This is a genomic window from Streptomyces sp. NPDC051976, assembly GCF_040680795.1.
Lineage (GTDB): Bacteria > Actinomycetota > Actinomycetes > Streptomycetales > Streptomycetaceae > Actinacidiphila.
In genome coordinates this window covers 42,353-65,848 of sequence record NZ_JBFAXL010000037.1, presented here as the reverse complement: position 1 = coordinate 65,848, position 23,496 = coordinate 42,353, and the positions used below count along the sequence as shown (strand labels likewise).

Here is a 23,496-nt window from a genome sequence, read left to right as displayed (position 1 = left end):
CGGACACGCGCCGATCGGAACGGGCCACGGCCGGGGCGCACATGGGCCGGTCCCGGGCGTCTGCGAACATCCCGCCCGGGACCGGTGTCTCTTGGTGGCACGCGGTCACCCGTGGGTGGCCGGTACCCGCCGCTCGGCGCGCCTTACGCGGCCGGCAGCGTCCACTGCTGGTTGGCACTGCCCGCGCAGGTCCAGATCTGCAGCCTGGTGCCGTTGGCGGAGCTGTTCCCGGTGGCGTCCAGGCACTTGCCGGACTGCGGGTTGACCAGGGTGCCGCCCGAGCCCTTCTGCCAGCTCTGCGACCCGGTGCCGTTGCAGTCGTAGAGCTGCACCTGGGTGCCGTTGGCGGTGCCCGCGGCGGTGACGTCCATGCACTTGCCGAGCGCCCGCAGGGTGCTGTCGGAGCCCACCGTCCAGTTCTGCGCGGTGGTGCCGTTGCAGTCGTAGAGCTGTACGGCCGCGCCGTTGGCGCTGCTGGCGCCCGCCACGTCCACGCACTTGCCGCCGTAGCCGGTGATCTGGCCGCTGCCGCCGGTGGGAGGCGGGGTGGTGCCGCCGCCGGTGACGGCGTTGAAGATCGAGGCGAACTGGTACGGCGACTGCGAGGTGCCGCTGCAACCGCTCTGCGCGGAACCGCCGTTGCTCGCGCACGCCTTGTCCCGGCCCAGCGCCCAGTAGGACAGCTCCTGGATGCCGTTGTTCTTGGCGAAGGTCTCCAGCGACTGGGCGTTGCCGGTCGAGAAGACCTCGTTGCTGGAGTCGTTGACGCCGATCATCGGGGTGTTGCCCTCCATCGCGTAGAGCTGCGCGGAGGTCTTGGTGTTCCAGATCTGGCCGAGCTGGGAGTGCAGGGCCTGCGCCGCGCTGATGGCGGCCTGGCCCATGTCCATCGAGGGCCCGTAGTCCATCGTCATGATGTTGACGAGATTGACGTTCAGGCCGTGGCTCTTGGCGTTGTTGAGCAGGCTGAGCGAGTCGGCCTCCAGGCCCGTGGGGTTGACCGGGAGGGTGTACTGCACGTCGAGCTTCTTGCCCGCGGCCGCGTACTCCTGCTGGAGCTGGGCGAGCGCGGTGTTGCGGCGGTCGTTGGCGGTGGTGTTGTCGAGCGGGGCGCCCTCGATGTCGAAGTCGACCCGGGTCAGGTTGAGACCGTCGATGACCCGCTTGTACTGGGCCTTCAGCGCGGAGACGGACGTGCACGAGATGCCGATCTCGGTGCCGGAGGCGCCGCCGAAGGAGGCGATCACATCGCCGCCGCCGGCCCGCAGGCTGTTGATCGCCGAGGTCCAGCTCGCGTCGGTGATCGAGGTGTCGCCGTTGAAGGTGGCGTTGCAGCCGCCGCCGTCGATGACGAACGCCAGGGTGAAGTACTTCGCTCCGGTCGCGGCCTTGGCGTTGGCCATGGCCGACGGGGAGTTCCACACCTCGGTGTAGGGCGCCGAGTACTGTGCGGGGAAGCCGGGGCCGGGGTTGGCCGCGGCGTGCGCCGGGGCTCCGGCCGCCAGCAGCAGGCCGGCGGCGAGGGTCGGGACAGCGGTGAGGGCGCCGAGCGCCTTGAGCCGGAGACGTGGTCTTGGCATGGGGGGAAGGCCTTCCGGTAGCAGGACAGCCGTGCCCGTCCGTTCACATGGAGGGACGGTGCACGCCGACATGACTGGGGGCGCAACGGCGAACGTAGGACTAGACCAATGGGCCGTCAACCCCCCGCGTTCATCATGTGAATTCAACGTCGCTCTGCTATCGCGGCTGAATCCACCCAAAGGGCACCCGCGTTCGTCTCCTGAACGCGGGTGCCCCTCGTGGAGGGTGCCGATCCCCTTCTGTCGGCTACTAGTTGTTGACGGTGATGGTGAACGTCGTCGTGGTGTTCTGGATGTCCACGGCGTTGTCGCTCTCCCGCAGCCCATTGAAGGTCACGGAGCCGACCGCGGGGCCCTGGCCCGACTCGGGCTGCGGGTTGGCCCACAGACCGAATCCGGACTTGGCGTCGTAGGCGTCACCGCTCTTGTGCGCGCCCGTGACGCTGATGGTCGAGAAGACGGTGTCCTGGATCGGGTTGAGCGAGGTGGAGCCGTTCCACTTGGTCTGGAACATGATCCCGGAGTACGTCGGGTCGCTGATGTCGACGTTGCTGATCCGCAGCCCCTGGAGCTTGAACTCCGCCGAGTACACCCACATCCCGGGGAAGGTCTGCCCGCCCCAGAAGTGGCCGCCGTCCCTGGCCAGCGAGATGTTGTCGAAGACGGTCTGCGGAGTGGACTCGAAGCCGAGCGCGGGGATGCCGCCGAACTGCAGCGAGCCGATGGTGATGCCGGAGTACGTCAGGGTGTCGGCGATGTACAGGTTGGCGAACTTGTTGCCGCCGCCGCCGTAGACCGCGAGCCCCGCCGCGCGCCAGGTGGTCTCCACCGAGAGGTTCTGGAAGGTGTTGTTCAGCTCCTGCTCGTTGGTGTGGTCGATGGCGGGGAAGAGGGCGAAGCTGTCGTCACCGGTGGACCTGGCCTCGTTGTTGCTGACCAGGTTGCCGCTGCTGCCGTTGGTGAGGTTGACACCGTCCGCGAAGGTGTCGCGGATACGGAGGTTGGTGATCGTCGAGTTGTCGACGTTCGTGCCCCACACGGCGCAGATGGTGTGCTCGACCCAGATGTTGTCGATCGTCATGTTCGACACACCGGTGAGGTCGAAGACCTTGCCGGGGCCGTCGATCCGGCTGGTGTAGTTGCCGAAGAACGCGAACCCGCTGAACTTGGTGCCGTTCGCGGAGGCGGCGAACCCGCCGTCGGTGTTCTCCTGGCCCGCCGGGGTGGAGAACCTCGTGAACCACGGGCCCGCGCCCTGCACGGTGATCGCCCGGCCGTAGACGTTGAACTTGTTGGACGTCTGGTAGTCGCCCGCGGGCAGGTAGACACCGAGCTTGGTGGTGTCCTGGCGCGCGGTGTCCAGCGCGTTCTGCACGTCCTGCTGGGTGAACCCGGCGGGCACGACGTACTTCGTCGGGTCCGGGTTCGCGATCGGGGTGGCCTGCTCCAGGTTGATGTCGTCGATGTTGTAGTAGGCCGCGCTGTTGGCCGCGTCCTTCTGCAGCTTGATCTTGTGGCCCGCCGGGACGGTCGTCCCGAGCATGAGGTTGGCCTCGTCGTAGATGTGCCGCGGCGCGCCGGAGCCCGGGTCGTTGCCGGGGCTGGCCTCGGCGCCGTAGAGCCAGGCGTACTTGGCGGTGAGCGGGATGGCCTTGAGGAAGGTGCCGTCGACGTAGACGTCCAGCGTGGTGTCGGCGCCGTCCGGGATGTTGAAGCGCGTCACCAGGGTGTTGGTGCTGGAGCGCGTGGTGAACTCCACCGCCGCGCCGTTGGACGCCAGGTGCACGGTCTTGCGTCCGGACGCCTCACCGGCGGGGTCACCGATGGTGCGGTTGGGGCCCAGGACCGAGGCACCGCCGCTGAGCACGCCGTCCTCGGCCTCGTAGGAGTCGTACGGCAGGTTGGCGCCGCGGCCCACGAAGAAGGACTGGTCGGAGGTGTTGTTCGCCTGCTTGGTCGACACCTCGTTGGCGTCGACCGCGATCTGGGTGCGCACCGTGTACTTGCCGTTGGCCGCCGTCCAACTGCCCAGGCTGACCGGGGCGGTGGTGGCGCCGGCCGCTATGGCGCCGCTGTAGGAGCCGGTGAGCGTCTTGACCACGCTGTTGTTGGTGGCGTCGAGGATCGACACGGTGATGCCGTGGGCGCCGCCCGCCGAGGCCACGGTGCCCTGGTTCTTGATGGCGACGGTGAAGGTGACGTTCTGGCCCGCCGACGGGTTGCCGGGCGACCAGGCGGTCGGCGAGGCGACCAGGTCGGAGGTGTCGACCGGCTTGACCACCAGGGAGGCGGTGGCGCTGTTGTTGGTCTCGTTCTGCTCGACGACCGTGTTGGCCTCGTCGACCTTCGCGGTGACCTGGTATGTGGCCGCGTCCTTGGCGCCGACGGCGGCGGTGACCGTGCTGCTGGCCCCGGCCGCGAGCGCGCCGACGCTGGCGGTGCCGACCTTGGTGGTGCCGAGGTAGAAGTTGACGTCGGTGGCCGTCGAGGCGTTGGTGCCGATGTTCTTCACCGTGGCGCTGAGCGTGATCGGGTCGGTCTCGATCGGCGCCGCGGGCGACGAGGTGAGGCTGCTGACGGTCAGGTCGGGGTTGGGACCCGGTACGCCGATGACCTGGAGCTCGGCCGCCTGGCCGCCCCCCGCACCGGAGTTGGCGCTGAAGACCAGCCGGACGTCGGCGACCCGTGAGGTGACCGGGATCGTCACCGAGTTGCCGGTCGCCGGGTCGAAGGAGTAGCTCTTGGGCGCCACGAGCTGGGTGAAGCCCGACGCGCTCTGCTCCCTGCCCTGCACCTCGATGGTCTGCGTGCGCGGACCCCAGGCGCTGCTCGGGTTGAGCTTGACCACCACGGAGCTGGTGTCGACGTTGGCACCGAGCTGGACGGTCAGCGAGCTGGTGCCGGTGCCCTCCCAGTACGTGTTCACGTCGCCGTCGTCGGCGTTGGCCGCCACGAAGTTCTGCACGGTGGAGGTGGCGGTGATCGACTTGCCCAGCGCCTGGTTGGTGCCGTTCTGCGTGGTGCCGTTGCGGGTCACCGTGTTGCTGTTGCCCGACTCGTTGCCCGCCGCGTCCTTGGCCCGTACGAAGTACGCGACCGTCGCGGAGTCCGGCTGGCTGTCGGTGTAGGTCAGGACGTTGCCCGCCGTGGTGCCGATCTGCGTGCCGTTGGCGAACACCTCGTAGCCGGTGACGGCGACGTTGTCGCCGGACGCGTTCCAGGTCAGCTTGATCTGGCCGGAACCGGGCTGGGTGTAGGCGAGGTTCGTCGGCGCCGACGGCGGCTGGGTGTCACCGGACGTCCCCGTGCGGGTCACGGTGTTGCTGTGCGGCGACTGGTTGCCCGCCGCGTCCTTGGCCACCACGTAGTACGACACCGTCGCGGTGTCGGGCTGGCTGTCGGTGTACGTCAGGACGTTGCCCGCGACCGAGGTGCGCAAGGTTCCGTTGGCGTAGACGTCGTAGCCGGTGACGCCGACGTTGTCGGTGGCCGCGCTCCAGGTCAGCTTCACCTGGCCGGAGGCGGGCTGGGTGAACGCCAGGTTCGCCGGTGCCGTGGGGGCGGTGGTGTCACCGGTGGCCGGGCCGTACACCTCGAACTCGGAGATCTGGCCCGCGGGCCAGCCCGTGTTGCCGGTGATGTTCAGCCGGACGTACCGGGTGGTCGCCTGGTTGAAGGTGATGGTCACCGTGTTGCCGGTCGCCGGGTCGAAGGTGTACCCGGCCGAGGCGACGAGGTCGGAGAACGTGCTGCCGTCGGTGCTGCCCTGGACGGCCAGGGTCTGGGTGCGGGCGGCCCACGCGGTGGCGGGCGGCAGCTTCAGTACGACCTTGTTGACCGGGACAGCGGAGCCCAGGTCGACCCGCAGCCACTGCGGGAAGGCGTTGTTGGTGCTCTCCCAGTAGCTGCTGGCGTTGCCGTCGACGGCGTTGCCCGACCCGTAGACGTCGGCGTGGCCGGACTCGGCGGTGGGCTTCCCCGCGGCGAGGTTGTCGGTCGAGGCGTCGGCGGCCAGCACCGTCATCTCGGAGAGCTGGGCCTTGTCGCTCGCGGAGTTGCCGGTCACCTCGGCCCGTACGTACCGGGCCTTGGAGGCGGGGAAGGAGATCTTCACGGTGTTGCCCGACGACGGTGTGAAGGAGTACTTCGCCGAGCTGACCAGGGTGTCGAAGGTCGTGCCGTCCTCACTGCCCTGGAGCGACAGCGTCTCGGTGCGGGCGCTCCAGGACGCGGGCACCTTGAGCCGCACCTGGTCGATGCTGGTGCTGGCCGGCAGTTTGATCTGCGCCCACTGCGGCAGCGCGCTCCCGGCGCTCTGCCAGTAGCTGCTCTGGTTGCCGTCGTCGAGGTGGGCGGCGGAGTTGCCGCCGTCGGCGCTGCTGGCCGACACGGCGGTGGCGGCCGCCGGACTCGGCCCTTCCGCGGCCGTGGCGGGAAGTGCGGCACCGCCCAGGAACAACAGGCTGGTCGACACCACCCCGGCCAGCAGTCGGGGCATCGAGCGTTTCGTTCTCATAGCGTCCCTCTGTGTCGTGGGGAGAATCGGGAGACGGGCTATCCGAAACGTGCGAGAAGAGCATGTGAAGTTGCGCTCTTCCCATGCGGTTTCATCGTTGTTCTGCTCAAATTTTGCGTATGTGTTGGCAGAGTGTTACAGACGCGCTACGGCGGCGTCTACGCCCGGGAACGCATCGATTCCCGCGCGGGCAGGGGAGGTTGACGCCGCCCCGGCGCGATCGGGCCGGGGCGGCGGTATCAGCTCAGGTCAGCGCAGCGCTTCGCGCGCCGAGTCGCGGGCCGAGCCCAGCCGGCGCTTGAGGAGGTGCAGCCGCGGGTAGCGGTCGACCTGCTCGCGGGAGTAGCGGTCGAGTTCTTCCACCAGGCGCTCGGAGCGCTTCTCCACCGCCAGCTCGTCCAGGATCCGGTCGACCTCGGCCAGCAGGGCGCCGTGCAGCTGCCACTCCCCCGGGTGCTCGCGGACCCGGTCGAGCAGCAGCAGCGCGGTGCGGTCGCGGCTGGCCGCGCTGTCGGCGAGCGCCTGCGCGAGATGCTCCTCGGCGTCCTGCGCGTTCTCCGCGACCTGGGTGGTGATGAGTACGGCGAAGCTCTCGATGGCGTGCGCCACGTGGTCGAGCAGCTCCTCCAGTTCGGCCGAGACGTCGTCGGGGAAGAGCGACTCCTCGGTGCGGTGCTTGGCCAGGTCGGTCAGCGTCCTGGACAGCACCCGGAGCACCACCGCGCAGATCTCCAGGGTGTCCAGACCGGTGCGCAGCACGATCCGGGAGAGCGCTCCCTCACGCACCCGGGGGTTCCAGCGCAGACTGTCCTCGGCCTGCCGCAGAGACGCGTCGACCTCGACGATGTCATGGTCGACCCGCCGCGCCTCGTGCAGCCGGGCCGCCGCCCGCTCCACCGGCAGATGCCCGGCCACCTCGCCGCCGATCTCGCGGAAGAGCCGCGCCATCCGGCGGGCCAGCGCCTCGATCGAGCCACCGGCGGACTGCACCCACACCGGTGGCGCGAACAGCAGGTTGAAGAGCAGCCCGACCACGGCGCCGATGAGCGTCTCCAGCACCCGGTCCCAGGCGGTGTTGGCGACCCTGGTCACCCCGAGCACCAGCATCGCGCTGATCGCGACCTCCGGCTCGAACTCGCCGACCCGTACGAACCGGCCGATCAGCAGCGAGGTGAGGATCGTCAGCCCCAGACTCCACCAGGTCAGACCGACCAGCGAACTGAATCCGATCGCGATCAGCACCCCGGCGACCACCGAGTTGACCCGGCGCACCCCCGTCTTGAGCGTGGCGTAGAGCGTCACCTGGACCACCAGCAGGGCGGTCAGCGGCGCGGTGAGCGGCGCGGGTTGCGGGGTCAGCCAGAGCGCGGCGGCATAGGCGATGACGGCCGCGGCCGTCGACCGGATCGTCTGCGCGGCGGCCGGTTCCGTGGTCCACCGGACCAGCTTGACCATGGGTTCTGGTACGTCGGGCATCTGGTGCCCTTTCCCGCTCTCGGTGATTCGAGTCCCCGCCGATCCGGGTTCCCGGTGTTTTCTCACTGGTCCGGAGCACAGCCTAGGGACGATGCCCGTGCGATCACCGGGACCGCGCTGCGCGGCGCGCCGCGATCTGGCCGGTTGGCGCCGTCGGAGTTATTGACATGGCTACGAGGGGCCGCTGTGATGTGCTTGCTTTCGTTCGAACGCGTTGAATTGTGCGCCATTCACCCCACATGGAGCCGCAGATGCCGCACGAACAGCACACCATCAGACAGCGCCTGGCAGCCTCGGCTGCCTCATTCACCCTGCTCGTCGCCGGGGCCGGCGCCGGGGCGGGGGCGCTGGCACTGACCGCGGCCGCCGCGGTCACCGCGCAGATCGCCACGGCGGGCCCGGCGGCCGCCGTCGACAACGGCCTGGCACTGACACCGCAGATGGGCTTCAACAACTGGAACTCCACCGGCTGCGGGTCGCAGTTCAACGAGGCGATGGTCAAGGGCATCGCCGACCTCTTCGTCTCCTCGGGCCTCAAGGCCGCCGGGTACACCTACGTCAACATGGACGACTGCTGGGCGCTGCCCAGCCGCGACGCCTCGGGCAACCTGGTCGCCGACCCGGCGCGCTTCCCCGGCGGCATCAAGAACGTGGCCGACTACGTGCACTCCAAGGGCCTGAAGTTCGGCCTCTACTCCAGCGCGGGAACCAAGACCTGCAACAGTGCGGGCTTCCCCGGCGGCCTGGGCCACGAGCAGCAGGACGCCAACCTGTGGGCCTCCTGGGGTGTCGACTACCTCAAGTACGACAACTGCAACAACAACGGCGTCGACGCCCAGCAGCGCTACAAGGCGATGGGCGACGCGCTGAAGGCCACCGGGCGGCCGATCCTCTACAGCATCTGCGAGTGGGGCTCCAACCAGCCGTGGAACTGGGCCCCGGCGGTCGGCAACTCCTGGCGCACCACGGGTGACATCAGCGACAACTGGTCGAGCATGATCAACATCGCCCATCAGAACCAGTCGCTGGCGCCGTACGCCAAGCCCGGCGCGTGGAACGACCCGGACATGCTGGAGGTGGGCAACGGCGGGATGACCGACACCGAGTACCGCACCCACTTCAGCCTCTGGTCGCAGATGGCCGCGCCGCTGCTGATCGGCAGCGACATCCGCAGCGCGAGCGCCGCCACCATGACGATCCTGAAGAACACCGACGTGATCGCGGTGGACCAGGACTCGCTGGGCAAGCAGGGCACGGTGGTCTCCAACTCCGGTGGCCTGGTGGTGATGTCCAAGCCGCTGGCGAACGGCGACCGCGCGGTCACGCTGACCAACGAGAACACCTCGGCGAGGACGGTCAGCACCACCGCGCAGGACATCGGCGTCGGCGGCGCGACCTCGTACGCCCTCAAGGACCTGTGGTCGAAGGCGACTTCGAGCACGACCGGGGCGATCAGCGCCTCGGTGCCGGCGCACGGCACCGTGATGTACCGCGTGACGCCGGGCAGCCCGGTGCCGCCGCCGACCGGCCTCGACCAGTTGAGCGACCTGTCGTGGACCTCCGCGGTGAGCGGGTGGGGCCCGGTCGAGCGCGACCACAGCAACGGCGAACAGGCCGCGGGCGACGGGAAGACGCTCACCATCGGCGGCGCCACCTACGCCAAGGGACTCGGCGTCCACGCGTCCAGTGACATCTCGTACTACCTCGGCGGGCTGTGCAGGAACCTGTCGGTCGACGTGGGAGTGGACGACGAGGTGGGCGGCAACGGCTCGGTGGACTTCCAGGTCTACCGGGACGGCACCAAGGTCGCCGACAGCGGGACCCGGACCGGCAACGACGCCGCGGCGCATCTGAGCGCGGACCTCACCGGCGGCGGCACGCTCCGGCTGGTCGTGACGGACGCGGGCGACGGGATGAGCTACGACCACGCCGACTGGGCCGACGCCAAGATGAGCTGCGGCAACGGCCCGTCGGCCGGGACGCACGCCCTCAGCGACCTCAACTGGACGTCGGCGGTGAGCGGTTGGGGCCCGGTCGAGCGCGACCACAGCAACGGCGAACAGGCCGCGGGCGACGGCAGGACGCTCACCATCGGCGGCGCCACCTACGCCAAGGGGCTCGGCGTGCACGCGGCGAGCACCCTCACGTACTACCTGGGCGGCGCCTGCTCGTCGCTCAGCACGGACGTCGGGGTGGACGACGAGTCCACGGCCGGCGGCTCGGTGGACTTCCAGATCTACCGCGACGGCACCAAGGTCGCCGACAGCGGGGTGGTCACCGACAACGACACCGCGCACCACCTCACCGCGGACCTCAGCGGCGGTACGGAACTCAAGCTCGTCGTCACCGACGGCGGTGACGGCAACACCTACGACCACGCCGACTGGGCGGGGCCGGTCCTCAGCTGCTGAGGCGCGGAGAAAGGCACGTCCAGATCCGCGGCTGACTCCCACCGCCGCTCCGGGGCCGATGGCCTGTCCCGGAGCGGCGGTGGTGCGTCCGGGCCGGTCGGAGCCCCCAAGTCGTTGTCAGGGTCGCGTCATACGTCTACAGTGACGCGCGTAGCGCACCCCTCCGCCACCTCCCGCTCCCCCACCACCGGGAGACACGACATGCGACGACGCCGAGCGCGGACCAGCGCCGGATCAGCGCCCGTACCAGACGGTCGTGACGTTGCAGAACGCGCGGATGCCGTCGGCCGCCAGCTCGCGCCCGTAGCCGGAGCGCTTGACGCCGCCGAAGGGCAGCGCCGGGTGCGAGGCGGTCATCCCGTTGAAGAAGACGCCACCGGCCTGCAGATCGCGTACGAAACGCCGCTGCTCGTCCTCGTCGCGGGTCCAGACGTTCGAACTGAGGCCGAACGGGGTGTCGTTGGCGACGTCGACCGCGCTGTCCAGGTCGGGCACCCGGTAGAGGGTGGCCACCGGGCCGAACGCCTCCTCGTGGTGGATGCGCATCGAGCCCTCGATCCCGCTCAGCACGGTCGGCTCGTAGAACCAGCCGGGCGGCAGGGCCTTGGGGCGGCGGGCGCCGCACAGCGCGGTGGCGCCGTGGGAGAGCGCGTCGGCGACGAGCTCCTCCAGATCGGCGCGGCCCTGCTCGGTCGCGATCGGGCCGACGTCGGTGGACTCCATCAGGGGGTCGCCGACCCGCAGCGCGCTCATTGCGCGGGTGAAGCGGTCGGCGAACTCGTCGTACACGTCCTGGTGGACGATGAAGCGCTTGGCGGCGATGCAGGACTGTCCGTTGTTCTGCACCCGGGCGGTGACCGCGGTGGCGACGGCCTTGTCCAGCTCCGCGGCGGCGGACGGCATCACGACGAACGGATCGCTGCCGCCCAGCTCCAGCACGGTCTTCTTCACCTCGTCGCCCGCCACCGACGCCACCGCCCGCCCGGCACCCTCGCTGCCGGTGAGCGTGGCAGCGGCCACCCGCGGATCGCGCAGCACGCTCTCGATGGCGTCCGAGCCGACCAGCAGGGTCTGGAAGCAGCCGTCGGGGAATCCGGCGCGGTGGAAGAGCTCGCCCAGGTAGAGCGCGGTCTGCGGGACGTTGGAGGCGTGCTTGAGCAGCCCGGTGTTGCCCGCCATCAGCGCCGGGGCGGCGAAGCGGACCACCTGCCACAGCGGGAAGTTCCACGGCATCACGGCCAGCACCACGCCCAGCGGGCGGTAGCGGACGTACGCCGCCCCGGCGCCGGAGTCCGCGATGTCGGCGGTGGCCGGGTGCTCGTCGGCCAGCAGCCGCTCGGCGTTGGCGGCGTACCAGCGCATGGCCTTGGCGCACTTGGCGGCCTCCGCGCGAGCGGCGACCAGCGTTTTGCCCATCTCCGTCGTCATGGTGTGCGCGATCTCGTCCTGCTCCTTGTCGAGCAGGTCCGCGGCGGCGTTCAGCAGGTCCGCCCGGGTGGCGAAGTCCGTGGTGCGGTAGGTGCGGAATGCGCTCTCCGCCCGTTCGAGACGGATCTCGATCTCCGCGGCGTCGATCGGGTCGAACGTCCGGAGGGTCTCACCAGTCGCGGGATTGACGGTAGCGATGGGCATGGGATCACTCCTCGTAGCGGGCAGACTGCGGCCACCGTTCCATCCTGCCGCGCGCCACCCAGGCGCGCGACAGCTGCGGTCCGCGGGCGGACCGGGCACGGCTCCCCCACCGGCACATCTGTCGGATGCCCCCTTCTTCGGATCCGACCCAAAGCGTTCACCCAACCGTCACGCGTGCCACACCGGCCACCGGTTCTACGCGCGCAGAATCATCTCCCGCACCCCCACTCACCGCCCCCCACCCGGAGGTTGACGGATGCTTGGCTCCCGTACGTCCCGCAGTCGCGTGCTGATCGGCGCGACCGCCGCCCTGGGCACCCTCGCCCTGGGTGTCGCCGCCCTCTCGACCGGTAACGCCCAGGCGGCCCCGGCTCCGGCGGCCGCGCCCGCCGCGGCGACCACGCACCACGTGCTCTTCGACAACACCAAGGCCGAGACCGCGGGCAACGCCGACTGGATCATCAGCACCAGCCAGCCCGACCCGCTCGGCCAGAACTCCGCCCCCACCAAGGAGACCGACTGGACCGGCGCCTTCTCCGCCTGGGGTGTGGCGCTGCAGAAGTCCGGCGGCTACGTGCTGGACACCCTGCCCTCCGGCCGGACGATCACCTACGGCGACTCGTCCAACGCGCAGGACCTCAGCAAGTTCGACACCTTCGTGCTGCCCGAGCCCAACGTGAAGCTCAGCGCCGCGGAGAAGACCGCGGTGATGAAGTTCGTGCAGAACGGCGGCGGCCTGTTCCTGATCAGCGACCACAACAACAGCGACCGCAACAACGACGGTTGCGACTCGCCGTGTGTCATCAACGACCTGCTGACCAGCAACGGGGTCGACAACACCGACCCGTTCGGCTTCTCCGTCGACCTGCTGGACATCAGCACCGACAACCCGCGGGCGATCAGCGACGCGTCCGACCCGGTGCTGCACGGCCCGTTCGGTACGGTCACCGGCAGCATCCTGCGCGACGGCACGACCTTCACCCTCAAGCCCGCCGACAACCCGAACGTCAAGGGCCTGCTCTACCACACCGGTTCGTCCGGCAACACGGGCGCGTTCTTCGCCACCAGCACCTTCGGCAGCGGGCGGGTCGCCATCTGGGGTGACAGCTCCCCGGCCGACGACGGCACCGGCCAGTCCGGGAACACGCTCTTCAACGGCTGGGACGACCCGGCGGGCACCGACGCGGCCCTCGCGCTCAACGCCACTGCGTGGCTGGCCGGTTCGGGCTCCGGCGGGACGACCACGGGCGGCACCACGACCGGCGGCACCACCACGGGCGGGACGACGACCGGCGGGACCACCGGCGGTGGCGGCACCTGCACCGGCGGCCAGCTGCTGGCCAACCCCGGCTTCGAGTCCGGCTCCTCGTCGTGGTCGGCCTCCAGCGGCGTCATCAACAACGACAGCTCCGAGCCGGCGCACAGCGGCTCGTACAAGGCGTGGCTGGACGGCTACGGCACGGCCACCACGGACACCCTCTCGCAGTCGGTCGCGATCCCGTCCGGCTGCTCGGCGAGCCTGTCCTTCTACCTGCACGTCGACACCGCGGAGACCAGCACCACGACCGCCTACGACACGCTCAAGGCGCAGGTGCTGAACTCCTCGGGCACGGTGCTCGGCACCCTGGCCACGTACTCCAACCTCAACGCGGGCAGCGGCTACACCCAGCGCTCCTTCGACCTGAGCGCGTACGCGGGCCAGACGGTCACGGTGAAGTTCACCGGCGTCGAGGGCTCGAAGCTGCAGACGTCCTTCGTCATCGACGACACGGCGCTGACCGTGAGTTGAGCAAGGCACGGCGTACGACGCGGGCGGCCGGGGCGTGTGTGCCTCAGCCGCCCGCGGCGTTCGCGGACCCGGCGAGCGCCGCGGTCCCCTCCCCGGGGGCGAACTCGCACCACACCGCCTTGCCGTCGCCGCGCGGCTCCACGCCCCAGCGGGCGGCCAGCGCGTCGATCATCAGCAGTCCGCGGCCCGAGGTGGCCGCCTCGCCCGGGGAGCGGCGGCGCGGCCAGACGCTGGAGCGGTCCTGCACCGACAGCCGTACCCGCCGCACCGGCTCCGGCAGCACCTCCAGGGTGAGGACGGCGCCGGACTCGGTGTGCAGCAGGACGTTGACCAGCAGTTCGCCCGCCGCCAGCTCGACGTCGTCGGCGAGTTCCGACATGCCCCAGTCGGAGAGCGCTTGCCGGAGCGCGGAGCGGGCGTCGGCCAGGCCCTCGGGGTCGGCCTGGTGGACGTAGCTGTGCATCCGCGGGGCCCGTGAGGTGCCGGGGTCGGGGGCCCGGCGCACGATCAGCAGCGCCACGTCGTCGTTGGAGCCCCAGCGCTCCCAGAGGCTGTCGGCGAGGTGGTCGGCGAGCGCCTCGGCGCCGCCGGGCCCCGAGTGCACCGCCTCGGCCAGCGCCTCCATGCCGATGGTGATGTCGAGGTCGCGCTCCTCGACCAGCCCGTCGGTGCAGAACACCAGGGTCTCGCCGGGCACCAGGTCCAGCCGGGTCTCGGGGAACTCGTGCAGGTCGAGCGCGGTGGCCAGGCCCAGCGGCAGCCCGCCGCGTACGTTGGGCCAGCCGGTGCGGCCGTCGGTGTGCCGCACCAGCGGTCCCAGATGGCCGGCGCGGGCCACCCAGGCGTTGCCGGTGGCGAGGTCGAGCTGCGCGTAGGCGCAGGTGGCGAAGCGTTCGGTGTCCAGCTCCGCGAGGAAGCGGGAGGCACGGGCCAGCACCGTGGACGGCGGATGGCCCTCGGCGGCGTAGGCGCGCAGGGCGATCCTGAGCTGGCCCATCACGGCGGCGGCGTGGGTGTCGTGGCCCTGGACGTCGCCGACGACCAGGCCGACCCGGTTCTGCGGCAGCGCGACCACGTCGTACCAGTCGCCGCCGACCTCCCGGCCGCTCCACGCGGAGTGGTAGCGCACCGCGATCTCGACGTCGTCGAAGCGCGGGATGTGCCGGGGCAGCATCGCGGCCTGCAGTCCGGTGGCGAACTCCCGCTCCTGGTCGAAGAGGATCGCGCGCTGCAGCGACTGGGCGAGGATGCCCGCGAGCGCCGCGTACAGCTCGCGGTCCTCGCGGCTGAACTGCTCCCGGCTGCGGTAGAAGAGCGCGAGCCCGCCGATCGAGCGGGCCTGGGCGATCAGCGGCAGGAAGGCGGCCGCGTCGAGGTCGGCCTTGCCGAGGTAGGGCCGGATCAGCGGAAAGCGCTCTCCCAGCTCTGTGAACGAGGTCGTGAACCGCGGCTGCTGGGTCGTGACGGCCTCGGCGAGCGGCAACGACTCGTCCAGCCGCCGCAGTTGCAGCCCCTCGTAGCGGACCATGCTGTCGCCGCTCATGGCGACCATGCGGATGTTGCCGCCCTCCACCAGGCCCAGGGTGAGGCCGTCGGCGCCGAAGCGCTCCAGGCCGCCCGCGCCGGTGAGCACCGCGATGACGTCGTCCACGGTCACGGCGTGGGAGAGCGCCTCGGTGGCGCGGCGGACGATCGTGGACAGGGTGCGGCGCTCGGGAACGGCCCGGGGGACGGTGGTCGCCATCGGGATCTGGTCCAGCTCGTCGGTGGCGTTCCTGACGATGCCGACGACCCGGTAGGCGTTGCCCAGCTCATTGCGCAGGATCGTGCCCTGGGTGTGGGTCCACTGCTTGACGCCGTCGCGCCGGGTGACCTGGAAGTAGCCGCCGTAGCTGCGGCGGCCGGACTGCAGCGCCTTGCGCAGGGCCGCGTCGAGCCGGGCGCCCTCCTCGGGCGTCACCCGCAGCACCAGCGAGTCGGGGCGGCGGTCGAACTCCTCGGGCCGCAGGTCGAAGACCTCGAGCCCGGCCTCGTCGAGGTCGAAGGTGCCCTGGTCGAGGTCCCAGTCGAAGCTGCCCATGCCGTTCATGGCCAGCCGCTCCCCCGGCCCGATCACCGGTTCCCTCGATCGGCCGCTCTGCAGGCCCACCCGGGGGTCGTAACCCACCCGGACCGGGCGGTCGCGTCCGGTCATGCACAACTCCGGGGGCGCGAGACGGTCATCCGACCACCTTGGAGGCTTCGTCCCAGTTTGTCGACATGAAGGCCATTATCCACCGGTACGCTGGTACGGGAGGGGCGGAAATGATGCCGACGACGCCCGTGCGCCGCCGCGTGCAGCGGTGCGGCCACGAGGGATCAGCGCTCACCGGCGCGGCCGGTGGGGGCCAGCACCGCGAGGACGACGAGGCCCTGCCGTTCGGGACCGGGCGCCGCGTCGACGGCCGGGAAGCGGTCGACGAGCGCGTCGAAGACCCGGTACGCACTGCACTCGTCACGGGCGGTGATCAGCACGTGCACCAGACCTGGTTCCTCGAGGCGTTCCCATGCGTCGGTCATCGCCGCTCCTTCCGGCAGGGTTCAGTTGAGGGCACAGACAGCCGCGGCGGGCGCACAGTTGCGGGTGGGTGCCCGGTTCACTCCGACGGGAGCGCGCGCGGGGGGCGTGCGGCATGGGCGCGCGATGAACGGGTACGAGTCGTGTCCAGCCGCGGGAACGGACCCGCCGTCCCCGCCTGTCTCCCAGGGAGCAGCGATGACCAGCCCTTATCCCGATCCGTTCCCGGCGCCGCCGGATCCGGGGCGGCCCGACCCCGCGCCCGGGCCCGATCCGGGCCCGTCGCCGGTGCCGCGCCCGGTCCCCGGTCCCGCGCCCGATCCGGTGCCGACACCGCCGGGCCCCGAGCCGTCGCCGCCCTCGCCGGCGCCCGACCCGATTCCGCCCACCCCCGAGCCGAGCCCGCAGCCGGCCCCGCCCGCGCCGCCGCTCTACTGAGCGGCCGCCGCTGTACCGAAGGGCCACCGCCTTGCTGAAGGGCCGCCGCTCTACTGAGCGGTAGCGCGGAGAGCGCCGTACTGTCACCCATGCGCAGGCGCGGAGCAGGAACGTTATTGTGCCGCCTCGGGCTCCACCGCGGGCAGCAACCGCGGAACGGACCCGGAGGCGGGCCCTCCACTGCTACCAAACAGGGGACGTCCGACGGACCGTCACCTGACGCACGGCCGCCGGACCCACGACTCCTGGGCGGGCAGGCCCTCTTGGCGGGGGCACCCATGATCCCGCACCCTGTTGTGCGCGAGTTTTCTCGGGTGGGGATGATTCTGCAGTGGCGTGAGGGAAAACCGGTGATGGGCATGGATGACGACAGAACAGCGCGGGACCCGCGGGGCGGGCGGCCGATACTCCTCGACGACGCGCCGACGGCGGTGGCCGTTCCGCTCTCCGCGACCGGCGGCGAGCCGCCGGATGTGATCGACGTGGTGTTCCCCGCCACGGAGGACGGCCGCCTGGTCGTCCGGGCGCACGGACGCGACAACCGCCGCGAGCGCCTGCACGAACGGCCGCTGGTGCTGGGCGGCTTGGCCGTCGCGGTGGTGGCGCTGGCGGCGGCCGTGGCCTGGCAGGCGTGGCCGCGGTCGAGCGCGCCCGACCCGGTGGACCGGCGGGTGCCCGTACCGGCGACCGCGCAGCCGCTGGGGGGGACGCGGCCGGTGGCCGGCGCGCTGCCGCCCGGTTCCCCGCACGGGATGCGGCGGCCCGCCGCCGGGCACGGGGCGTCCGGGACACCGGTGGCGGAACCGGCGCTGACGTCGGCACCGGGTACGGACGCGGGCGATGGGTCCGCCGCGCCGACGCCCTCCGCGACCGGTGCTCCCGGCACGCCCGGTGCTCCCGGCGACACGCCGGGCACCGCGCCCGCCGCGCCCCGCACGCTGCGCGCGGGCGACAGCGGACCTGATGTCACCACGCTGCAACGCCTGCTGTTCGGCCAGGGGTTCACCTATGTGTCGACCACGGGTGTCTACGACGCGGCGACCGTGCGCGGCGTGACGCAGGCGCAGCGGGACCGCGGGCTGACCTGCGACCCCTCGGGTGTGTACGGGCCGTGCACACGGGCCGCACTCACTTCCTGAATCACACACTTCCCTGCGGCCACCGGCATATCGCCGTACTCCCGTATCCCCATTTCCCCGCGGGCCGCATCGCGGCCCGATCATATGCCGAGACGATCGTATCGAGTGGTATTCCGAACGCGAGCGCGATCAATTGTCGTCACCGTGAAGACAATCGCACATTCGGCCGAGTATTCATCATTTAGCGTGATGATCTACTCGTGCCGCGCTCATGACATTCACAGAAAGCGCAGGTAGAAGCGGTAGCGAGGGCGGCGCAATTCACTGTGCGCCCCATCCGCACCTCACACCTCCCCCGAATGGTCACGGATTCTCCGCACTGTGCCCCACCATGGTCCCCGGAAAAGCGGCCGGGAATCGGCCGTCGACAGTGGGAGGGCGCTGTGCCGAATTCGGCGCGCCTTCCGGGGGAGGTAGGACTTATGGGCAGAGCATTGCGCTCCGGCGCCGTCGCCAGTGCGGCGGCGCTGGTGGCTCTCGCGGTGTCCCCGGTCGCGGCGGGCGCCGCGACCGCACCGCGGATCGACCTTCGTGTGCTGGTCGTCGACGACGGCCAGCCGGCCACGCAGGCGATCACCGCGGAACTGGACGGCGCGGGGACGCCGTACACCACCGTGCGGCTCGCCGACGCCGGCCGGCCGGTGATCGACGCGGCGTTCCTCAGCGACACCGTCTCGGGACGGCCGCGGGCCAAGTTCCAGGCGGTGGTACTGCCGAACGACAACCCGTTCGGCGCCGGTTCCGCCGAGATGGCGGCGCTGGCCACGTACGAGGCGCAGTTCAACATCCGGCAGGTGGACGCGTACACCTACGCGCGCCCCGACGTCGGCCTCAACTACGCGCAGAATCCCGGGTACATCGGCTCCCTGGACGGGACGACCGGGCAGGTGACCGCGCAGGGTGCGGCGGGCACCTTCGGATATCTGCGCGGCGCGGTGCCGTTTGAGGACAACTCGCCGACGGTGTCGGAGAGTTACGGCTTCCTGGCGACGCCGCTCGCCACCCAGGCGGCCGGGGCCGACTTCACGCCGCTGGTGGACGCGCCGATCCCCGGTACCGACTCGCGCGGGGTGCTCGTCGGCCAGTACACGCACGACGGCCGCAGCGAACTGGTGATGACCTTCGTCTACAACCAGTACCAGGAGCAGTTCCGGCTGCTGGCCCGCGGCATCGTGGAGTGGATGACCCAGGGCATCCACCTGGGCGCCGACCGGAACTACTTCGAGGTGCAGGTCGACGACGTCTTCCTCGCCGACGACCGCTGGGACACCGCGCTCAACTGCACTCCGGGCGACGTGGACTGCGCCCCCGGCGGCGGCGACGACCCGAACCCGATCCGGATGACGGCGGCCGACGCGCAGTACGCCAGGCAGTGGTCGCAGGCGCACGGCCTGACCTTCGACTTCGTCTTCAACGGCGGTGGCAGCGAGGACTGGAAAGCGGACCACTCGGTGACCACCGACCCGCTGGCGCAGCAGCTCGTCGCGGACAAGAACACCTACCGCTGGGTCAACCACACCTATCTGCACCCGTTCCTGGGCTGCGTGCAGGACGTCACCGTGGTGCCGTGGCGCTGCGAGACGGACGCGGCCGGCAACACGCAGTGGGTCAGCAAGGCGGACATCACCGCGGCGGTCAAGGACAACAGGACCTGGGCCGCCTCCCACGGACTGTCTCTGAACAACACCGAGTTGGTGACCGGTGAGCACTCCGGGCTCGTCACGCTGCCGCAGCAGCCCACCGACAACCCCAACCTGGCCCCGGCCCTGTCGTCGCTGGGCGTGAAGTACCTGGCGAGCGACAACTCCCGTGAGCCGCAGCAGCGGCAGGTCGGTCCGGCGCTGACGGTCCCGCGCTTCCCGATGAACGTCTTCTACAACGCAGGGACGGCCGCGGAGGAGACCGACGAGTACAACTACATCTACACCAGCGCCGCGGACGGCGGCAGCGGGGTGTGCGAGGGCTCGGCGACCTCCACCTGCCTGCCCGCGCCGCTGGACACCGGCACCGGCTACGCGTCGTACATCGTGCCGCTGGAGGCCAGGATCGACCTGGGGCACGTGCTGGGCAACAACCCGCGGCCGCACTTCATGCACCAGTCCAACCTGGCTGAGGAGCGGATCGCCTACCCGGTGCTGGAGCGCATCCTCGGCGACTACGCGGCGCTGTTCGCGGCCAGTACCCCGACGGTGAACCTGCGCACCGCGGACATCGCCACCGAGTTGCAGCGCCGTACGGCCTGGGACAACGCCGTGAAGTCCGGCGCGGTCACGGCGTACCGGATCGGGAACGCCGTCACCATCACCTCGCCGAGCGGCACCCAGGTGACCGCGACGATGCCCACCGGGACACGGCAGGCCCAGGTGCTGGGGACCACGGCCTTCGGCAGCGCCTACGCGGGCGCGCTCTCCGGCTGGACGCAGCCGGGGCTGCTGCAGACGAGCGTCACGCTCACCGTGCCGAGCGGGGCGGTCCCGCTGACGGCGACCACCACGGTGAAGACCGTCACCGCGGCGAAGGTACGGCCGTCCGCCAAGCGGCTGCCGGTACCGAGCGGTGTGGCGAAGGCCCAGCCGTACGGGCCGGGCGCCAGGCGCTGACCGGCGGGGGTGCGGGCGGGGCGGCCGACGCCGCGCCCGCACCCCGGCGACGCGACATCCAGGCAGCGGGGGACAACTGTCCAGGGGTCAGGGGGACTTCATCTTCATGCACGCAATCATCGGCGAGCAGCCGCCGTCGCGCACCGCGCAGGTGACGCTGCTGACCGAAGGCACGTACCCGCACAGCGCGGGCGGGGTGAGTGTCTGGTGCGACCAGCTCGTCCAGGGAATGCCGGACGTCGGCTTCCGGGTCGTGGCGGTCACCGGCACCGGCCGTGAGAAGTCGGTGTGGCGGCTGCCGCCGAACGTCTCGGGTCTCGACGTGGTGCCGCTGTGGGGCGCCACGCCCGAGGGCAGGGAGCCGCGCGGACGCGACCGCCGGGCGTTCCTGGCGACCTGGGAACGCTTCCTGCTCGCGCTGCTGCACGAGGAGGGCCAGGACACCCAGCCGCGGGAGCGCTTCGGGACCGAGCTGTACGCGCTGGCCCGGTGGGCCGACAGCGGCACGCTCTCGGCCGGCCTGCGTTCGGAGGCCGCGTTACGCACCCTGGCCCGGCTGTGGGCCAGGCCGGGCACCACCGTGGCGGCGGCCGCGCCCACCCAGGCCGACGCGCTCAGCGGCACCGACCTGCTGGAGCACCTGCTGCGCCCGCTGGCCGCGGCCCCGCCGCCCGGCGGTGTCTCGCACGCCGTCAGCGGCGGGCTCGCCACCCTGCCGGGACTGGTGGCGCACGAGCGGCACGGCACCCCGCTGCTGCTCACCGAGCACGGCGTCTACCAGCGCGAGCGGTATCTCGGCTACCGCACGGGACCGTTCCGCTGGCCGGTGAAGGCGCTGATGCTGGGCTTCTTCCGGCTGCTGTCCGGTGAGACGTACCGCAACAGCGCGCTGATCACCCCGGGCAACCGCTACAACCGCCGCTGGGAGGAGTACGGCGGCGCCGAGCCCGAGCGGATCCGCACCGTCTACAACGGGGTCGACCCGGGTGCCTTCCCGATGGCCGGGCCGGAACCCGAGGTGCCGACGCTGGCCTGGGCCGGGCGGATCGACCCGATCAAGGACCTGGAGACGCTGATCCGCGCGTTCGCACTGGTCAGAGCCGAGATACCGGCGGCCAGGCTGCGGATCTTCGGCGGCACACCGCGCGGCGGCGAGGAGTACCGGGAGCGGTGCGTGGCGCTGGCCGAGGCGGTCGGCGCGGGCGACGCGGTCACCTTCGAGGGCCGCGTCGACGACATCCGTACCGCGTACGCCGCCGGGCAGGTGGTGATGCTCTCCAGCATCAGCGAGGGTTTCCCCTTCACGCTCATCGAGGCGATGTCGTGCGGGCGTTGCACGGTCTCGACCGATGTGGGCGGGGTCCGCGAGGCGGTCGGCGACACCGGTCTGGTGGTCAGGCCGCGCGATCCGCGGGCGATGGCGGACGCCGCGCTGGAGTTGCTGCGCGACCCCGAGCGGCGGGCGAAGCTGGGCTGGGAGGCCCGGCTGCGGGTCATCGACCAGTTCACTCTGCGGCAGACGATCGACGCCTTCCGCGGCATCTACCACGGCCTCACGGCGGTCGAGGAGCAGTCCGCACGGCTCTACGGCGGGGTCACCTGGATGTCCCGGATCCGCCGCACGGACACGGCTGCTGACGACACGTCAGCCGCGGTGGCGGCGGGTGACGGCCGGTGAGCGGGCCCCTGTCCCTGGTCGGCGCCGGGGGTGAGACGGGTGGTACGGCGAGCGATACGGCCGGGGTTGCGGCGGCCGGGGGCGTCTCGGCGGCGCTCCCCCGGCTGTCGGGGCGTCGCAGGGCGCCGTCGTGGGCGGTCACCGACCCGGTCGCCGAGCTGGCCGAGCGGCTCAACGGGCCTTGCGCGGCGGCCGTCCACCCGGACGAGATCGCGGCCGTCCTGGAGTCCGAGGGACTCACCGAGGAGCAGCTCACCGGGGTCTACGGCCATCCCGACATCTTCTCGCTGGCCCGCGAGTTGTTCGCGATCGTGCCGCGCGCCTTCCCCGAACCGGAGCCCGGGGACGACCCGTGGCGGGCGGACGTGTCGCGCTGTGTGCTGCGCGGCCTGACCTTCGCGCTGCCGGGTGTGGCCTATGTGCTCGGTGGGCGCTGGGCGGGCGGCGGTGGCGGGCCGTTCGGCGTCTCGCGGGCGGTCGCCGCGTGGGGCGCGGCGGCGCTGGTCGGCTGGGGCTGGAACCAGGGGCTCGCCCACCGGGCCCATCTCCACCTGCTGCTGCACCACCCCAGGACCGCCGTCCGCTGCCTGCTGTCCGGGGCGGCAGCGGGGGCGCTGCTCGCCACCCTCGCGGCGGCGGCCGTCGCGGGCCCCTCCCGGCTGCCCGCCCTGGCCTTCGCGGCCGGTCAGTCGCTCTATGTGGCCGCCGCCACCGTGCTGTTGGTGCTCGGCCGGGAGCGCTCGCTGCTCCACGTCCTGGCGCCGCTGTCGGTGGCCGTCCTCGCCGGAGCCAGCGCCCTCCCCTCACCCGCCGTCGCCGCCCTGCTCGCCGCCACGGTGGCCGCCGCGACCACCGCGGCCGTGACCACGGCGCTCCGCGCGGTCCCCGCCGACGACGCCACGCCCGAGGGCGGCAGCCCGCGGCGCGGCTGGCGGGCGCTGCGGCGGCCCAGGAATGCCAACGGCACTCCGGACGGCGGCGCGCACACCGGTACAGGCGGCGGTACCGACGGCGGCGCGCGGCGCGCATGGCGGGCGCTGCGACGGCGCAGGCAAGCTCCCGACGGTGACGCCCACGCCGGTACAGACAGCGACGAGACGCTGTCGCCGTATCTGTCGCTGCCGCACGGGCTGGCCGGGCTCGCCGGCGGCGGGCTGGTGGTGGCCGCCGCGCTGGCCGGGGAGTTCGTGGCCGCGCTCACCGTCAGCATGGGGGTGGCCGAGTGGCTGCTCTACCGGTTCCGCAGCCGGTCGCTGCGGGCGCTGCGCAGGACCGGGGTGCGGGAGCGGCTGCTGCGCCGGGCCTGGCCGGTGCTGGTCGCGTGCCTGCTCGGATACGCGGCGGCGCTCGCCGCGCTGGCGGGCGCCGAGGCGCTGCTGGTGCCCGGCGCGCCCGCCTGGGACACCCCGCACCTCGGTGTACTGCTGGCGCTCGGCGCCACGCTCTGGCTGGCACTGCTGCTGCAGTCCTGCGGCCGCCCCTGGACCGGCACCTGTGTGCTCGGTACGGCGGCGGTGACCGCCGTCGTCCTGCTGGCGGCGCACACCGCGCCCCCCGGCACGGTGCTCGTCGAGGTCTGCGCCGCCGCCGCGACCGTCCTGCTCGGGGTGGCCACGGCGCTGACGGGACGGGTGACCACCCACCGCTGACCGGCCGCTGCGCTCCTCCCCCGCGTCACTT

General features: G+C 71.5%; 13 protein-coding genes. 7 read left to right on the top strand and 6 right to left on the bottom strand.

Features of this window, described 5'->3' with window-relative positions:
- Nucleotides 1-143: 143 nt before the first annotated feature.
- The 3 genes from AB0M29_RS29955 to AB0M29_RS29945 form a co-directional block, all read right to left on the bottom strand.
- Nucleotides 144-1,580: an RICIN domain-containing protein gene (locus AB0M29_RS29955; RefSeq protein ID WP_365388231.1), complete on the bottom strand. Its 1,437-nt coding sequence runs from the start codon at nt 1,578-1,580 to the stop codon at nt 144-146.
- A 250-nt stretch (nt 1,581-1,830) separates the two neighbouring features.
- On the bottom strand, nt 1,831-6,096 hold the full coding sequence (locus AB0M29_RS29950) for a discoidin domain-containing protein (RefSeq protein ID WP_365388229.1): 4,266 nt from the start codon (nt 6,094-6,096) through the stop codon (nt 1,831-1,833).
- A gap of 249 nt (nt 6,097-6,345) precedes the next feature.
- Nucleotides 6,346-7,572: an aromatic acid exporter family protein gene (locus tag AB0M29_RS29945; RefSeq protein WP_365388227.1), complete on the bottom strand. Its 1,227-nt coding sequence runs from the start codon at nt 7,570-7,572 to the stop codon at nt 6,346-6,348.
- Nucleotides 7,573-7,823: 251 nt separating this feature from the next.
- Here AB0M29_RS29945 and AB0M29_RS29940 point away from each other — a divergent pair, with 251 nt between their 5' ends.
- Entirely contained in the window at nt 7,824-9,983 is a 2,160-nt protein-coding gene (locus tag AB0M29_RS29940; RefSeq protein ID WP_365388225.1) for an NPCBM/NEW2 domain-containing protein, read from the top strand.
- A gap of 234 nt (nt 9,984-10,217) precedes the next feature.
- Here AB0M29_RS29940 and AB0M29_RS29935 read toward each other — a convergent pair whose 3' ends face one another.
- Entirely contained in the window at nt 10,218-11,615 is a 1,398-nt protein-coding gene (locus AB0M29_RS29935; RefSeq protein WP_365388223.1) for an NADP-dependent succinic semialdehyde dehydrogenase, read from the bottom strand.
- Nucleotides 11,616-11,871: 256 nt separating this feature from the next.
- On the opposite strand from AB0M29_RS29935, the gene AB0M29_RS29930 reads away from it, so the two are divergent.
- A complete protein-coding gene (locus AB0M29_RS29930) occupies nt 11,872-13,404 on the top strand; it encodes a hydrolase (RefSeq protein WP_365388221.1) in 1,533 nt (510 codons plus the stop codon).
- 43 nt (nt 13,405-13,447) lie between these two features.
- On the opposite strand, the gene AB0M29_RS29925 is transcribed toward AB0M29_RS29930, so the two are convergent.
- Nucleotides 13,448-15,493: a SpoIIE family protein phosphatase gene (locus AB0M29_RS29925; protein WP_365388290.1), complete on the bottom strand. Its 2,046-nt coding sequence runs from the start codon at nt 15,491-15,493 to the stop codon at nt 13,448-13,450.
- Nucleotides 15,494-15,762: 269 nt separating this feature from the next.
- Nucleotides 15,763-15,963 carry a hypothetical protein gene (locus AB0M29_RS29920; protein ID WP_365388220.1) on the bottom strand — a complete coding sequence of 67 codons (201 nt, stop codon included), beginning with the start codon at nt 15,961-15,963 and terminating at the stop codon, nt 15,763-15,765.
- A 196-nt stretch (nt 15,964-16,159) separates the two neighbouring features.
- On the opposite strand from AB0M29_RS29920, the gene AB0M29_RS29915 reads away from it, so the two are divergent.
- The 5 genes from AB0M29_RS29915 (at nt 16,160) to AB0M29_RS29895 (ending at nt 23,465) form a co-directional block, all read left to right on the top strand.
- Complete coding sequence (locus tag AB0M29_RS29915; protein ID WP_365388219.1) at nt 16,160-16,399, top strand: hypothetical protein; 240 nt, start codon at nt 16,160-16,162, stop codon at nt 16,397-16,399.
- Between the two features lie 359 nt (nt 16,400-16,758).
- Nucleotides 16,759-17,538, top strand: coding sequence for a peptidoglycan-binding protein (locus tag AB0M29_RS29910; RefSeq protein ID WP_365388217.1), 780 nt, complete (start codon nt 16,759-16,761; stop codon nt 17,536-17,538).
- Nucleotides 17,539-17,960: 422 nt separating this feature from the next.
- Nucleotides 17,961-20,138: a hypothetical protein gene (locus AB0M29_RS29905; protein WP_365388216.1), complete on the top strand. Its 2,178-nt coding sequence runs from the start codon at nt 17,961-17,963 to the stop codon at nt 20,136-20,138.
- Between the two features lie 106 nt (nt 20,139-20,244).
- Nucleotides 20,245-21,816, top strand: a complete 1,572-nt coding sequence (gene pelF, locus AB0M29_RS29900) for a GT4 family glycosyltransferase PelF (RefSeq protein WP_365388214.1) — start codon at nt 20,245-20,247, stop codon at nt 21,814-21,816.
- Complete coding sequence (locus AB0M29_RS29895; protein ID WP_365388212.1) at nt 21,813-23,465, top strand: hypothetical protein; 1,653 nt, start codon at nt 21,813-21,815, stop codon at nt 23,463-23,465. The genes pelF and AB0M29_RS29895 overlap by 4 nt, the downstream gene beginning before the upstream one ends.
- Nucleotides 23,466-23,496: the final 31 nt, after the last annotated feature.

What these genes read in the sequence shown, in the direction of transcription:
- AB0M29_RS29925 (WP_365388290.1), bottom strand. Translation starts at nt 15,493, where the DNA reads ATGAACGGCATGGGCAGCTTCGACTGGGACCTCGACCAGGGCACCTTC.
- AB0M29_RS29905 (WP_365388216.1), top strand. Translation starts at nt 17,961, where the DNA reads ATGGGCAGAGCATTGCGCTCCGGCGCCGTCGCCAGTGCGGCGGCGCTG.
- AB0M29_RS29920 (WP_365388220.1), bottom strand. Translation starts at nt 15,963, where the DNA reads ATGACCGACGCATGGGAACGCCTCGAGGAACCAGGTCTGGTGCACGTG.
- AB0M29_RS29945 (WP_365388227.1), bottom strand. Translation starts at nt 7,572, where the DNA reads ATGCCCGACGTACCAGAACCCATGGTCAAGCTGGTCCGGTGGACCACG.
- AB0M29_RS29910 (WP_365388217.1), top strand. Translation starts at nt 16,759, where the DNA reads ATGGATGACGACAGAACAGCGCGGGACCCGCGGGGCGGGCGGCCGATA.
- AB0M29_RS29955 (WP_365388231.1), bottom strand. Translation starts at nt 1,580, where the DNA reads ATGCCAAGACCACGTCTCCGGCTCAAGGCGCTCGGCGCCCTCACCGCT.
- AB0M29_RS29950 (WP_365388229.1), bottom strand. Translation starts at nt 6,096, where the DNA reads ATGAGAACGAAACGCTCGATGCCCCGACTGCTGGCCGGGGTGGTGTCG.
- AB0M29_RS29930 (WP_365388221.1), top strand. Translation starts at nt 11,872, where the DNA reads ATGCTTGGCTCCCGTACGTCCCGCAGTCGCGTGCTGATCGGCGCGACC.
- AB0M29_RS29915 (WP_365388219.1), top strand. Translation starts at nt 16,160, where the DNA reads ATGACCAGCCCTTATCCCGATCCGTTCCCGGCGCCGCCGGATCCGGGG.
- pelF (WP_365388214.1), top strand. Translation starts at nt 20,245, where the DNA reads ATGCACGCAATCATCGGCGAGCAGCCGCCGTCGCGCACCGCGCAGGTG.
- AB0M29_RS29935 (WP_365388223.1), bottom strand. Translation starts at nt 11,615, where the DNA reads ATGCCCATCGCTACCGTCAATCCCGCGACTGGTGAGACCCTCCGGACG.
- AB0M29_RS29940 (WP_365388225.1), top strand. Translation starts at nt 7,824, where the DNA reads ATGCCGCACGAACAGCACACCATCAGACAGCGCCTGGCAGCCTCGGCT.